Origin of the sequence: Aminobacter sp. AP02, assembly GCF_003148805.1 — a bacterium.
In the GTDB taxonomy this organism is placed as follows: domain Bacteria; phylum Pseudomonadota; class Alphaproteobacteria; order Rhizobiales; family Rhizobiaceae; genus Aminobacter.
In genome coordinates, this window is the sequence record NZ_QGGX01000028.1 from 29,203 (window position 1) to 43,492 (window position 14,290).

General features: G+C 62.3%; 9 protein-coding genes and 4 pseudogenes. 7 read left to right on the forward strand and 6 right to left on the reverse strand.

What is annotated here, in order from left to right; translation table 11 throughout:
- The first annotated feature begins 4 nt into the window (after positions 1-4).
- A complete protein-coding gene (locus C8K44_RS24625) occupies positions 5-1,177 on the forward strand; it encodes a DUF5624 domain-containing protein (protein WP_109578412.1) in 1,173 nt (390 codons plus the stop codon).
- Between the two features lie 57 nt (positions 1,178-1,234).
- Here the strand turns inward: C8K44_RS24625 and C8K44_RS24630 are convergent, their stop codons facing one another.
- Complete coding sequence (locus C8K44_RS24630) at positions 1,235-1,678, reverse strand: DoxX family protein (protein ID WP_109578413.1); 444 nt, start codon at positions 1,676-1,678, stop codon at positions 1,235-1,237.
- Between the two features lie 422 nt (positions 1,679-2,100).
- Here C8K44_RS24630 and C8K44_RS24635 point away from each other — a divergent pair, with 422 nt between their 5' ends.
- Entirely contained in the window at positions 2,101-2,916 is an 816-nt protein-coding gene (locus C8K44_RS24635; RefSeq protein WP_158282785.1) for an AraC family transcriptional regulator, read from the forward strand.
- Positions 2,917-3,013: 97 nt separating this feature from the next.
- Positions 3,014-3,784, forward strand: a complete 771-nt coding sequence (locus tag C8K44_RS24640; RefSeq protein ID WP_109578415.1) for an alpha/beta hydrolase — start codon at positions 3,014-3,016, stop codon at positions 3,782-3,784.
- 96 nt (positions 3,785-3,880) lie between these two features.
- Here the strand turns inward: C8K44_RS24640 and pcaF are convergent.
- The 3 pseudogenes from pcaF to C8K44_RS24655 all read right to left on the reverse strand — a co-directional run.
- Positions 3,881-5,085, reverse strand: a pseudogene (gene pcaF / locus C8K44_RS24645) (3-oxoadipyl-CoA thiolase).
- Positions 5,086-5,093: 8 nt separating this feature from the next.
- Positions 5,094-5,783 (reverse strand): annotated as a pseudogene (locus C8K44_RS24650) (3-oxoacid CoA-transferase subunit B).
- A pseudogene (locus C8K44_RS24655) lies at positions 5,780-6,406 on the reverse strand (3-oxoacid CoA-transferase subunit A); the annotation flags it as partial. The pseudogenes C8K44_RS24655 and C8K44_RS24650, both read right to left, overlap by 4 nt.
- A 282-nt stretch (positions 6,407-6,688) precedes the next feature.
- Between C8K44_RS24655 and C8K44_RS28025 the strand changes: the two are divergent.
- From C8K44_RS28025 to C8K44_RS24665, 3 genes are all read left to right on the forward strand, one after another.
- Complete coding sequence (locus C8K44_RS28025) at positions 6,689-7,078, forward strand: hypothetical protein (protein ID WP_245417617.1); 390 nt, start codon at positions 6,689-6,691, stop codon at positions 7,076-7,078.
- Positions 7,075-10,062: a TM0106 family RecB-like putative nuclease gene (locus tag C8K44_RS24660; RefSeq protein ID WP_245417618.1), complete on the forward strand. Its 2,988-nt coding sequence runs from the start codon at positions 7,075-7,077 to the stop codon at positions 10,060-10,062. Before C8K44_RS28025 ends, C8K44_RS24660 begins: the two co-directional genes overlap by 4 nt.
- A 285-nt stretch (positions 10,063-10,347) precedes the next feature.
- On the forward strand, positions 10,348-11,874 hold the full coding sequence (locus tag C8K44_RS24665) for an FAD-dependent oxidoreductase (RefSeq protein WP_109578417.1): 1,527 nt from the start codon (positions 10,348-10,350) through the stop codon (positions 11,872-11,874).
- A 141-nt stretch (positions 11,875-12,015) separates the two neighbouring features.
- Here C8K44_RS24665 and C8K44_RS24670 read toward each other — a convergent pair whose 3' ends face one another.
- Together C8K44_RS24670 and C8K44_RS24675 are read right to left on the reverse strand one after the other, a co-directional pair.
- A complete protein-coding gene (locus tag C8K44_RS24670) occupies positions 12,016-13,032 on the reverse strand; it encodes a nucleotidyl transferase AbiEii/AbiGii toxin family protein (protein WP_109578418.1) in 1,017 nt (338 codons plus the stop codon).
- Positions 13,025-13,618: a DUF6088 family protein gene (locus C8K44_RS24675; protein WP_109578419.1), complete on the reverse strand. Its 594-nt coding sequence runs from the start codon at positions 13,616-13,618 to the stop codon at positions 13,025-13,027. The genes C8K44_RS24670 and C8K44_RS24675 overlap by 8 nt, the downstream gene beginning before the upstream one ends.
- 83 nt (positions 13,619-13,701) lie before the next feature.
- Here C8K44_RS24675 and C8K44_RS28030 point away from each other — a divergent pair.
- Positions 13,702-13,909: pseudogene (locus tag C8K44_RS28030) on the forward strand (oxidoreductase C-terminal domain-containing protein); the annotation flags it as partial.
- Positions 13,910-14,290: the final 381 nt, after the last annotated feature.

Genomic DNA, 14,290 nt, shown 5'->3' on the forward strand with positions numbered 1-14,290 from the left:
ACCCATGAGCTACACACCCAATCCCGAATTCCTGAAACTCTATGATGCCTATACAGGCCCCCAAAGCATGGCCGCCGAACTCGGCGCAAGGCGTGCCAAATCCGCTACCGACAGGCCGTTGCTCGTATCGACCGGGTCCGACCTGGTGCTCTTCCCCGGTGGCGGCGCGGCCCCAATCGTCGAGAGTTTTCGCCTGAGCACGCGAGGCTTCAAGGAACTTACGTCAGTTTCGCATCTCGGCACGGCCGCTGCCTGGCTCGCAGAAATGAACGAAAGCGGCGATGGCGACTGGCGCAGTTGGGCCGACAAGATCATCACGCAATGCCAGGCGGTTCGTTCGGTCAACGGGGATGTCTATTGGAGCGACGTGGCCCGGGTCGCGGCCTGGCGAGGCATGGAAGCAAAGATCGCCGATCTGGTCGACTATGCCTGCCGGGTGACAGAGGCACTGCTTGCAGATGTTCTGCAGCGCCCCGAGCGCATGACCTATGCCCATCTTCGCAAGCACTATCTCGAGCCGATCGAAACGCGGACCATCCCGGTCCCCTTCAACGATGTCATGGTCGCAACATTCGCGCTGACCTTCCTTGACATCGCCCATCGCACGCTCTCCTGGGTGCGCGCGCAGGACCTCGAATGGTCCGAACTGATGGTGATGATCTGCGGCAGTTCTGGCCGCCCCACCGCCGGCCTGACATGGGCGACGAACAGCACCTGCCACATCCTTTGGCGTGCGTCGGGCGAGCGTTTCCAGCCGGAGAATATGCTGATTGCTCCGCACGCACCGGGACTGACGCTCGATATGATCAACAATGGCGCTGATCTCGCTGAGTTGGAGGCACGCTACCGCACCATGTGGACCCGTACCCGCATCACCGCCGAGATCGGCGGCAAGATGTTCGAGGGCTTCCCAGGTTTCGTGCCGGAGATTCAGGCAGCTCCGATCATGACCACGGAGACAAGGACACTGAGCGAGATGCCGCGACTGCGTTATCCCGACGACCGACTGACGGCGATCGCCAGGCTGAGGCTGGTCATGGAAGACCCGCGCCAGCTTCTATCCAATTCGGTGTCGGAGTTCATCATTGATGAGCTTTGCGACAAGAATCTCGACCCGGCAGCCGTGGTCATTCCGGGCTTCACCAACGTCTCATATCCCGAGCGAGGCAAGCAGTAGCAAAAGGTGACGGCGGAAAAGAACGGCTCGCCGCCGCCCTCCTCCGCCGGAAAGAACTTAGATTTGCTTGTTCAGGCGCGCATCAACGGAAACGGGGCCGCCGCCATGGGCGATGAAATAGACGAGGACCGCGAACCAGAGAATGGACTTCTCCGCGCCTGCGAATCCCTGGTCCACGGTGATCCAATGGAACCAGATGGTGACAAGCAGAATGACGCTAGTGGCAAATGCCGCAGGACGGGTCAGCAGGCCGAGAACCAGCAGGATACCGCCCGTGAACTCGGTCACCGAAAGCAGAGCCGACCAGAGAGGAGCCGGATAGAAACCAAGCATGCCGACCAGATCCGACGAGCCGAACGGATCGACGATCTTCTGCGACCCATGTGCCACGAGCAGCCCACCAGTCACCAGGCGAAGCATCGTCTCACTCGCTATCCTGGTCCTGGCGTAAACGGGAGCAAGCGCTGGGAAAACAAGATTAGCTGCAACAGTTCCATTCATCTTTCGGACTCCTGACGCCGTTTCAAGTTCAGTTGACATCAATTCAAAGCATATGGGCGTAGGAGAAAAATATTCGGGGCGCGCGTTGAGGTCCAATTTCAATCCCCAAGTCAATTGATGGTCAAAACCAATCAATCCAGGAATGGCGGCAATGGATCATCCAGGGACGAACGACAGCTTGAATACACATTTACATGCCGGCGCACGGCGCAATTCAACGCCTACCCACACCGTGTGCGGGCACGCTCCATCGGCATGCAGCTTCCTGCAGCAAACCGTAGCTGCTACTGTTTTACATCATCGCAAGGGGTGAGCAGCCGATGCCCCGACCTGAGCCGGCACCCACAGTAAACCCCGTCGCAGCTGCGGTCGGTCTCCCCGACGCGCCCGTTCTGATCACACGCGTGGCACGAGGAACGGGCATGGCCTTCCTCGAACTCAACTGCCAGCGCCGCAATGCCGGGGTCACCCAGCCTGTGCGCGAGGACGCGTTCCTGATTGCGCTGCAACTCCGAGGCGCCAATGACTTCGACCTCTATGCCGATGGCCGCGCGGTGCCGCCCAGGGATTTCGACGCAGGTGCCGTTGCCATTTTTGACCTCAGGATGAACCTGACCACCGACCTCCGGGATCCCTTTCACGCCGTCAACTTCTACATCCCGCACCGGGCACTGTTGGCTTTGGGTGACGACGGGGATGTCCCCCGACACATACAGGAGCTTCGCCACACAGTGGGCAGCACCGTCTATGACCCTGTTGTCCGCGATCTGCTTCTCGCCATGCGCCCGGCTCTCGCAAATCCAAGAGCCGCATCGGAACTGTTCATCGACTATCTCGCGCTGGCTCTCTCGATCCATCTTGCCGGCTCCTATGGCAACGTGGCGCAGCTGCCGCGGCAATGGGGCGGCGGCCTCGCGCCTTGGCAGGAACGTCGTGCCAAGGAGTTGATCGAGGCCAACCTCGATGGCAGTCTCACGCTCGAGACACTCGCTCTGTCTTGCAGCCTGTCGAAACGGCATTTCACCCGTGCCTTTCGGCAGTCGACCGGAATGGCCCCGCATCAATGGCTTCAGCACCGACGGATCGACAGGGCGATGCAGTTGCTGGCGAAAACCGCCATCCCGCTCAGCGACATTGCCTTCGAATGCGGATTCGCCGACCAGAGCCATTTCACCAGGGCTTTTTCGCGCATAGCGGGCGTAACGCCAAACGCGTGGCGGCGAACAAAGCTCACCTAGTTTGGCCTGAACCTTCCACGTTTGGCCCTTTCGTTCAGGACCACGGCCATCGGCATTCATAACATCCGGTGGTCAAGGTTCTGAAAGGAGAACTCAGATGTCCAATGTGTTTACTTTGCTTGCCGCGGCCTCAGCCCTCGCTCTGGGAGTAGGAGTAACGGCCGCCCGGGCCCAATCGGCCGACGTGAAGTCGGTTGTTCTCGTTCATGGTGGCTTCGTCGACGGCTCCGGGTGGCAGGGTGTCTACGACATCCTGAAGAAGGACGGCTACGACGTGACGATCGTCCAGAATCCGACGACGTCACTGGCAGACGACGTGGCCGTCACCAAACGCGCCATCGCCGCAGCGCCGGGTCAGGTGGTGTTGGTCGGCCACTCCTACGGCGGTGTCGTCGTGTCGGAGGCCGGCACCGACCCGAAGGTTGCGGCCGTCGTATACATCGCCGCATTCGCACCCGACAGTGGCGAGTCCGTCTCGAGCCTTATCGCCAACCCCGCCCCCGGAGCGCCAGTGCCGCCAATCCTGCCTCCGGTCGAGGGCTTCCTGTTCCTCGACAAGGCCAAGTTTGCCGCTTCGTTCGCGGCCGACGTTAAGCCCGAGCTGGCGACATTCATGGCGAACTCGCAGGTTCCTTGGGGGTTAGCCGCCCTCGACGGCAAGGTAACGGCTCCCGCCTGGAAGGCAAAGCCGACCTGGTATCTGGTCGCAACCGAGGACAAGATGATCCCACCTGAAGCTCAGCGGGCTATGTCCAAGCGCGCGGGCTCGACGGTCGTCGAAGCGAAGGGCAGCCACGCGATCTACGTCTCTGACCCGCAAGCCGTGGCCAAGCTGGTCGAGAGCGCTGCCAAGGGCGCGGCACACTAACTCACACCATTCCCTGGAAGCGGGAATGCCTGAGGCTCCCGCTTCCTTTGAGAGCCATGCTGCAAATTCCCCAACACGCCTATGTGCGCTAACTTTTTAGACCCGCTCCAACGCCACCGCAATTCCCTGGCCGACACCGATACACGTGGTAGAGAGCGAACGCCTACCGCCGGCAAGCTTCAGCTCCAATGCCGCCGTGCCGGTGATGCGAGCACCCGACATGCCGAGCGGGTGGCCTAGGGTGATCGCGCCGCCGTTCCGGTTGACGTTTTCCGCGTCGTCAGCGATGCCAAGTTCGCGGAGTGTCGCGAGACCTTGCGAAGCGAAGGCCTCGTTGATTTCGATCACGTCAAAATCGGATGGCATCAAACCGAGACGACTGCAGAGGCGCTGCGTGGCGTAGACCGGACCAATGCCCATGATGCGCGGTGGCACGCCGGCCACGGTACCGCCGAGGACGCTAGCGAGCGGGGTCATGCCGTGCTTTTCCACTGCCGTTTCCGAGGCGATGACCAATGCCGCGGCGCCGTCATTTACGCCGGACGCGTTGCCGGCGGTCACCGTGCCACCCTCGTTTCGAAACGGAGTTGGCAGTCTTGCCAGCGCTTCCAGCGTAACGGCACGTGGGTGCTCGTCCTTCTCACCACGAGAGGATCTCCTTTCTTCTGGGAAATGGTAACAGGCGAAATCTCTTTCGCGAGCCGCCCGTTCTCTTGTGCTGCTGCGGCCTTCGCTTGTGAGCGTACCGCGAAGGCGTCCTGGTCCGCACGGGACACCTTGAAATCCGCCGCGACATTCTCGCCTGTCTCCGGCATGGAATCGACGCCGTACTTTCTCTTCATTATGGGATTGATGAAGCGCCAACCAATAGTCGTGTCGTAGATTTCCGCGTTCCTTGAAAAGGCCAGCTCGGCCTTGGGTAGTACAAAGGGTGCGCGGCTCATGCTTTCAACGCCGCCGGCGACAACAAGATCGGCTTCGCCGGCAATTATGGCGTGGGAAGCGGTGATGACAGCGTCCATGCCGGAGCCACATAACCGATTGAGCGTCACACCGGGGACGCTGACCGGAAAGCCGGCAAGCAGCGCTGACATACGGGCGACATTGCGGTTATCTTCGCCTGCTTGGTTGGCGCAACCGAAGAAGACATCGTCGACCGCCTCCCAGTCAATGCCGGCATTCCGCGCCATTAGCGCCTTCAGCGGAATTGCGCCGAGGTCGTCGGCGCGGACGGACGATAGTGCACCGCCGAAGCGGCCAATGGGCGTGCGGACATAGTCGCAAATATAGGCTTCGGTCATAGTTTCGCTCAGAGTTCGGGCACCGCGAGATCTGCAACGCGACCATCGACGTGCAGCCTCCCACCGGTCATTGCCTGCAGCTCATCGAACGTCATGTCGGCCAGCTTCTCACGCAGCATGAAGCGCCCACCGGAAACGTCGATGACGGCATGGCTGGTATAGATTCGCGTGATGCAGCCGACACCCGTGAGCGGGAACGTGCAGCGCTCGACCAGCTTGGGTTCACCGCCCTTGGTCACATGCTCGGTGATGACCACCACTTGTTTCGCGCCATGGACAAGGTCCATCGCCCCGCCGACCGCCGGCACGCCCTTGGTGCCTACGCGCCAGTTGGCGAGGTCGCCGTTCTCGGCCACCTGGTATGCGCCCAGGATCGCGACATCGAGATGGCCGCCGCGCACCATTGCAAAGCTATCGGCGTGATGAAAAAAATGCCGAACCGGATTTCAGCGTCACCGCCTTCTTGCCTGCGTTGATCAGGTCCCAGTCTTCGTCGCCTGGCTGCGGCGCCTCGCCGAAATCAAGGATGCCATTTTCGGTGTGGAAGATGGCCTCACGCCCCTCCGGCTGGTAGCGCGCGACCATTTCGGGGAAACCGATACCGAGATTCACATAGGCGCCTCGGCGATATCCTGCGCCGCACGCCAGGCGATCTGGGTGTTGGAGAGCTTGATGTCCTCGCGTGTGTCGATGGTCATGCGTAGGCCGCTCCCGCTCGGATGAGGTCTTCTTCCTGCCTAGGATTCGGGACTTCGACAACCTGATCCACGAAGATGCCAGGAGTGATCACCTGTTCGGGATCGATGCCGCCGGGCCTCAGCAATCTCGACACCTGCACCATGGTTTTTGCTGACGCCATGCACATTAGCGGGCCAAAGTTGCGAGCAGCCTTGTTGTAGGTCAGGTTACCGTGGGTATCGCCGACATGCGCCTTGATCAGCGCAAAGTCAGCCTTCCGCCAGCGCTCCTGAACATACATGCGGCCGTCAAACTCAGCAGTCGGCTTTCCCTCAGCCAACTCAGTGCCGTAGCTCGTCGGCGTGTAGAAAGCTGGGATGCCGGCCCCGCCGGCACGGATGCGTTCGGCGAGCGTGCCCTGGGGTACCAGTTCCAACTCGATTTCTCCAGCGAGATACTTCTCCGTGAAAGCGCGCGGATCGGAAGAGCGTGGGAAAGAGCAGATCATCTTGCGCACCATTCCCGCGTCGATCATCGCGGCTATGCCGATGCGGCCATTGCCGGCGTTGTTGTTGATGACGGTGAGGTCCGTCGGCCCCTTGTCGATGAGGGCATGGATCAGCTCGATCGGCGCGCCGGAGCCGCTTCACGTAACCACTTACGACTTCCCTCAGCGGGCGCAGTTTGCTGCCCGCACTGTTTTGAGCGTTCAACGGGCGGGGCCGATTCCGGACAGGCGCCTTCGGGATCGGTGTGCGATAGCTGTCGTTCAAACGCGCACCCTAGGGCGCAGTCGCAGGCGACCTGCAGCACGACGCCTGTGTATGCGGCTGGTTCGACGTGGTTTCAGTTGACCACGCAACAAGAGCAATACGACCGAGTGTCCCAAATTGCCTTGCGCTAGCCGATCTGCATACACTTCGTAATGCTGAGAATCGGCTCCGAATTACAGTTCAGCGCTTCCGATCTTGTCGGCTACCTCAACTGTGGTCACCTGACCACACTCGATCGTAAGGTCGCCGACGGCACGCTCGCAAAGCCCAAAACCTACGACCCGCTTCTCGAAATCCTGCAGGAACGCGGCGCGCAGCATGAGGCAGCCTATATCGACCATCTCCGCGATGCTGGATTGGAGGTCACTTTTGTCGAGGGCAAGGGCATCGACAACGCCTCTGTCGCCTCCACCCTGGCATACATGCAGGCGGGCAAACAGGTAGTTGTCCAAGCCGCGCTGCGCGCGCTCCCCTTCACGGGCCGCGCCGACATCCTGCGCCGCATCGAGACGCCGAGCGAGGTCCCTGGTCCTATGAGGTGATCGACACAAAGCTCGCCCGCGAGACTAAAGGTGGCACGGTGCTGCAGCTGTGCCTTTATTCGGAGCTGGTCGGGCATATCCAAGGCCACATGCCCGAATACGCCTACGTCGTTGCCCCGCTTACCGGCTTCACGCCGGAACCTTTCCGGCTTAGCGACTACGCCGCCTACTACCGCAATGTCCGGGAACGCTTCGCCGCTTCCGTTCAAGGCGATCATGCCACCTACCCGGAACCGACGCCGCACTGCGACATCTGCCGCTGGCGGAGCACGTGCGACGATCGCCGTCATGAAGACGACCATCTTTCCCTCGTGGCAGGTATCTCGGCTATGCAACGCGGCGAGCTCGCTTCGCAGGGCGTCACTACGATGGCGGGTCTCGCCGCGCTGCCCCTGCCGATCCCGTGGAAACCGGCCCGCGGCGCGGCATCGTCCTACGTGCGCATCCGAGAACAGGCGCGTATCCAAGTCGAGGGCCGCGTGGCTGGGCACCTCCTCCATGAAGTGCTCCCGGTGGAGCCGGGGTTCGGACTCTGCCGCCTGCCCGAGCCGGACGCCGGCGATATCTTCTTCGACCTCGAGGGCGATCCTTTCGTCGGCGAAGCCGGCCTCGAATACCTGTTCGGCTACGCCTTCCAGGGCGGCGACGGCCAGATGCTGTATGTCGGCGACTGGTGTTTGTCGCCCGCCGACGAGAAGTCCGCCTTCGAGCGCTTCGTGGATTTCGTCGCGGAGCGCCGTAAGGCGTATCCTGGCCTGCACATCTATCACTACGCTGCCTATGAGTCGGCCGCACTTAAACGCCTGATGGGCCGCTACGCGACTTGCGAGGAGGAGATCGACGCGCTGCTGCGTGGGCAGGTGCTCGTCGATCTCTACACCCTGGTCCGCCATGCGATTCGGGCGAGCGTAGAAAGCTACTCGATCAAGCGGCTGGAGCCGCTCTACGGTTTCACGCGCAACGTGGCGCTGCGCGATGCCAACGTCGCTCTGATCAGGATGCAGGCGAGCCTCGAGCTTGGTGATCTGGCCGGCATCAATCCGAATGACCGAGCCGTCGTGGCCGGCTACAACAAGGACGATTGTACTTCCACGCTGGCCCTTCGCGAGTGGCTGGAATCGCTGCGTGCGGAGGCCCTCGTCGCCGGCGCCGATATTCCCCGTCCCAGTCCGCCCCAAGAGGAGGCGCCGCCAGACGTTAGTGCGTGGCAAGCGCGCGTCGACGCGACGGTGGCAAAGCTGACTGCCAACATCCCGGTCGATCCGTCGGAACGGTCCGCAAAAGAACAGACGCTGTGGGTGCTGGCTTACCTCCTCGACTGGCACCGCCGAGAGAAGAAAGCGACATGGTGGGAATATTTCCGATTGTCGGGCCTGCCCGCCGAAGAGCTGTTTGATGAGCGGGCGGCTATTTCCGGGCTGACCTTTGTCTGCGCAAATGGCGGCACAGCCAAGGCCCCCGTTCATCGCTACAGCTTCCCACCGCAGGATGCGGAAATACGCGGCGATGATGATCTTCGCAGTGTTGGCGGTGCGAAGTTCGGCAAGGTTGTCGCGATCGACTTTGAACATCGGCTGGTCGATATCAAGAAACGGAGCGACACAGCGGGCCTTCATCCGGAAGCGGTCTTCCAATTCAGCGATGTGCCCACCCAGGTACTCGCCGAATCCCTGGCGGCAATCGGCGAGCATGTCGCAGACCACGGACTTGCCGGTCCGGGTCCTTACAAGGCAGCCCGCGATTTGCTCCTGCGGTTGGCTCCGGATGTAGGGGGTGCGCAGTTGCTGGAGGACGGGGAAGCCATTGCCGACGCGGCCTGCCGTCTGGCCGTCATCCTAAATGGCGTTCTCCCCATCCAAGGACCGCCAGGTGCGGGCAAGACCTATACCGGCGGCCGGATGATTCTCGATCTGGTGCGTGCTGGCCGCCGCGTCGGGGTTACGGCCAACAGCCACAAAGTGATCCGCAACCTCCTTGATGCCGCGATCCGGGAGGCGGACCTGTGCGGGTTCGACCTGCAATGCCTGCATAAGGTTTCGGAAAAGACGGACAATGTTCCCCACATCGCGTTCACGACCGACAATGGCGAGGCGCTCGCCGGTGGTTTCCCTGTCGTAGCAGGCACCGCCTGGCTGTGGTCGCGGTCAGACGCTGTCGGCGCGGTGGACGTGCTGTTCGTGGACGAGGCCGCGCAGATGTCGCTGGCCAACGTGCTCGCGATCTCGCCCGCCGCGACCAGCGTGGTCCTACTGGGCGATCCGCGCCAGCTCGAGCAGCCAATTCAGGGATCGCATCCGGAGGGTACGGATGTTTCGGCGCTTGATCACCTGCTCGATGGGCGACAGGCGATCGGCCCTGACGAGGGCCTCTTCCTCGACCAGACATGGCGATTGCACCCGGATATATGCCGGTTCACGTCCGAGCTCTACTATGAAGGCCGCCTCCAATCCCGTCCCGGCCTTGTACACCAGGCCATCCTGATGGACGGCCCGCTTGGCGGGACGGGCCTGCGCTATGTTGCCGTCCAGCACAGCGGCAACCAGAGTTCCAGCCCGGAGGAAGCGAACCGCGTGCGGGATTTGGTGAACGGCATCCTTGCTGCAGGGGCACAGTGGCGGGACCGCGACGGAACTATGTCGCCGCTCACCCTGAGTGATATTCTCATCATCGCGCCCTACAACGCGCAGGTCTTCGAAATCCAGGAACGCCTGCCGGGCGCGTGCGTCGGTACGGTGGACAAATTTCAGGGGCAGGAAGCCGCCATCGTGATCTACTCCATCACGACCTCCAGCCATGCCGATGCGCCGCGCGGTATGGAGTTCCTCTACAGCGCGAATCGCCTCAACGTGGCGACGTCGCGCGCCAAGGCCATGTGCATCCTCGACGCCAATCCGGACGTGTTCGAACCGGAGTGCCGCACGCCACGGCAGATGCAGCTCGCCAACGGCTTCTGCCGATATCTGGAGATGACGGAGGTTCAATGAGCGGCGAATAGGCGCCTTGCCGTTTGACAGGATCGGGGCCGTATCCAGACGGTTCGGTTTTGGCGGCAGTCCGCGAGATAGCTGCCATCCCGGAGCCGGTCTCCCGTAAGCCGGTTGGTCAGCGCATGGTTCCAGGCGCGCATATCTCAATGAATTGCATTCACCTGCAAGCTGAATTCATTTGCCTGCCGGATGGAAAGGCGGAAAACTCCAGCAAGCTGCCCGCTGGGCGAGCCCAGCGTCACCTGATCAACTCCGGCAGCCGCCCTTTCAAGGAGGGAGAAAATGGCCGGCAGTCATTCAGATGCGAGCGGACCCGATCTCGCGCAAGGTATTGCAATAGCCGACCTTCCCGATGGCGGCAGGCTTCTCGGCCATCGTGATGGTGAGCCTGTATTGTTGGTGCGCCGCGGCGAGGAGATTTTCGCTGTCGCCGCTGCCTGCTCGCACTATGGGGGACCGCTGGCCGAAGGCCTGGTCGTCGACAACACGATCCGATGTCCCTGGCACCATGCCTGCTTCGACCTGCGCACCGGAGAGGCGTTGCGAGCACCGGCGCTCACGCCTCTTGGCTGTTGGTCGGTCGAGCAACGCGGCGACAGGATAATTGTCGGCGAGAAGCGCAAGAAGCTCTCGCCTGCTCCCCGCGCAGGCGATTCCAGGACTCCGAATAGCATCGTCATTGTCGGCGGTGGTGCCGCCGGGTTTGCGGCCGCCGAGAGGTTGAGGCGCGAGCAATATCAGGGTCCGATCATCATGTTCAGCGATGACGAATCCCTGCCAGTAGATCGGCCTAACCTATCCAAGGACTACCTAGCCGGCACGGCACCAGAGGACTGGCTGCCGCTGCGCAAGGAAGGTTTCTACGCCAAGAACGGTATCGATCTGCGTCTCGGGGCCAAGGTCGCTCAGCTCGATGTCAGGGCGAGCGACGTCGTACTCACCGATGGGACGAGGATAGCTTTCGACAAGCTGTTGCTTGCGACAGGCGCCGAGCCGGTCCGGCTGACCATACCCGGCTCCGACCAGCCCCATGTCCGCACTTTACGCTCGCTGGCCGACAGCCGCAGCATCATCGCCCAGGCTGGGACGGCCCGCCGCGCCGTCGTGCTCGGCGCAAGTTTCATTGGCCTGGAGGTCGCCGCGGCCCTTCGGACCCGTGGAGTTGAAGTGCATGTTGTCGCGCCTGACAAGAGGCCGATGGAGCGGGTACTCGGCCCGCAGATGGGCGATTTCATCCGTGCCCTGCATGAGGAGCACGGCGTCATCTTCCACCTTGAGGATACCGCCACGAGAATCGGTGCAAAGGACGTCCAGCTACGCAGCGGCCGAACCATCGCCGCCGAGATGGTCGTGACTGGCATCGGCGTGAGGCCGCGGCTGGGTCTCGCGGAAGCTGCAGGCCTTGCCATGGATCGCGGCGTGCTCGTCGACCCCTGTCTCGAGACCAGCGTGCCTGGCATTTTTGCGGCCGGTGACATCGCGCGCTGGCCCGATCCCCATACTGCTGAAAACATCCGGGTCGAGCATTGGGTCGTGGCGCAACGCCAGGGAGCAACTGCCGCGCTCAACATGCTGGGACACCGGATACCATTTACCGACGTGCCGTTCTTCTGGAGCCAGCATTACGACGTTCCGATCAATTATGTCGGCCATGCCGAAGGATGGGACGCAATCGAGGTTGAAGGCGATATCGCTGCCAGGGATTGCCTCGTGCGGTTCAAGCGTGGCGGACGCACGCTGGCAGTCGCCACCATTTTCCGTGACGGCGAAAGCCTTGCTGCGGAATTGGCGATGGAGCGCGACGTCTAGCGCTTCGGATCGACCCAAGCGCAGCCTTCGTTTCACTTGGCTGGTTCCGGGGTCGTGCCACGCCGTAGTGCCGCTGGCGGTGCCCGGTGCGTTATACGGCTCCCACCGTCTCCATTCCGATCCTCGAGTCAGCATTTCCCCCTATGCGCCCACGCGATTGGCCCGCGCGGCTATATCGGCGCATCTTGCCATAAGCGCCTCGAAGGGCTCGGCCTCCTCCAGCAGCAGCCCGTCCTCGACCATACGAATGTAGTCGTTCTCCAGCGCCTTCAGCGCGTCGCCATCGGGCACAAGACGCAGGCCGCCGTTGACCGCGACCGCATAATCGATCGGTTCGCGATCGCCCGCCTTCTCGGCGAAAAACATGCCTTTGTGGCGCGCGACCGCTTGGGCGAGCTCTCGATCCGCAAACGCAGTGGTCGCTAAGCCAGCCTCATCCAGCCTGGCGACGTCGTGCCAATGACGCGCGAACCTGTCGCCACGCAGTCGTGCCTGCAGGCAGAAGACATGGATCGCCGTCGCCTTTTCCCAGAACGTCCGCTCGGCGTGCATAACGCGTGGCCGCGCGATGGGAAATTCCACAGCATCCACCAAGCCCGCCGCATCGCAGACGACATCGCGCGGACTCGCCGGCTCACCGGTTGAGCGCGCCCCAAACTCGAGCATCACGCTCGGCGCGACATATCCCGAACCGGTTGCCGTCGCCTCGTAGTCGATGAACAGCTTGTCGTCTTCGACGCGGATCGCCGCCGCCAATCCACCACTGGCAAGCGCATTCGCGATGGTCGGCTGCGCCGTTCCCGCCACCCACCCGGGCAGTCGCTTGCGCACTTCGCTTGACCAGCGCTTTTCCTCGCTGCGGGTCTTCGGCAAGGCCTCGCCGTTGGCGCCCACCAGGTCGGGAGCAAGTGTGCGGATATCATAGGTCAGGTCGACGTCCTCCGAAAATCGACGGATGACCCCGTAGGCTTTAGATAGTGATGTGCCTCCCTTGAAGACCAGGTGCTCACCCAGGGGCGAGCCGTAGAGGGCGGCAAGTGCCCAGACCACCCAGACATCCTTTTCGAGCAGATGCGCCGGGCGACCGGACCGGTCGGCCGCGATGCCCAAGACTTCACGGCGATCCGCGGCCGAAAGGCTGAGGAATGCGTCAGCCATGCGCCGCCTTTCCGACGCTGCGGGCAAGCCAGGTCGGAAGCTGCGGCGCCGCCGCCACCAGCTCGTTGAAGGTGGTCTGCGGAAGTTTGCGCTTTAGCGCCAACAGCGCCGCCTCGGCCTTCTCGGGACCAAGCCAAGCCAGCGCGCGGACTGCCTCACCGGCCGGTCGATTGGCCAAGGCGAGCTGCCAGCGCGGCGCGTGCCGCAGTTCGACCACCTGCTTGCCGAGATTCATTTTCCGGGTGCGGCCCGAGGTCAAGTAGACCGAGCGGACCGGAACCTGTGTCGTGAGGCCAAGGGTGTTGGCGGCCGCCGCACCGCTGGACACGATGACTTCGCCGCGCTGACTGGCGAGCGCCTCGACCGCCTGCTCAATCGAAGGCGACCGCGTGCCAAACCGGCTCGTCACGGGACGCAGATAGACGCCACGGCCAGCGCGGATCAGTTCGCCACGCTCCGCCAGGCGCGACAACGCCTGGTCCACCGCAGCCCGATTGCCGAGGTGAAGCAAGCTTTTCGCGGACACGGGCGTACCCTCGGGCAATCCGCCCGCATGCGCCAAAATCTGTTCGCTCAACCGTTTCATACCGATCTCCTGTCAGAAATATACGCAGTTTTCTGACAGTTTACAATCGGCGCTTTCGTCCGACTAGATCAGTTTAGGCCCCCGCCGTGCGGTTCTTCTGGAGCCAGCACTACGCGTTCCGATCAATTATGTCGGCCATGCCGAAGGATGGGAAGCAATCGAGGTTGAAGGCGATATTGCTGCCAGGGATTGCCTCCTACGCTTCAAGCGGGGCGGACGCTGGCAGTCGCCACCATCTTCCGTGACGGTGAAAGCCTTGCTGCGGAATTGGCGATGAAGCGCGATGTCTAGCGCCAATCGACCCAATCGTTTCATGGCCGTGAACTTGGCGATACTGTCGCTTGCTGGTTCCGGAGCGACCTACTGAGGCCGCTCGCTTCTCAATTGACAAGGTGGTCGAGACGCCGATGCCAAGCTAATGGGCGGACATAGAGCACGCAGTGCGGAGCAAGCGTCGAGTCCATTTCTGGCGCTCGTTGCCTGGAAGCTGAGGGGCCGCAAGGGGACTGACAGCTTTCAGGTGGCCGAAGCCTCTATTCGCTCCTAGCGGGCACTTATTCAACCGAGTAGCCGTAGGCGAGCGGGGAAATTGCGGGCTCCGCCGAAGGCGATGTTATGAGGACAGAAACCGCTCGGCGAGCCGTGCCCACATGGCCGCCCCCGTGGTAAGGC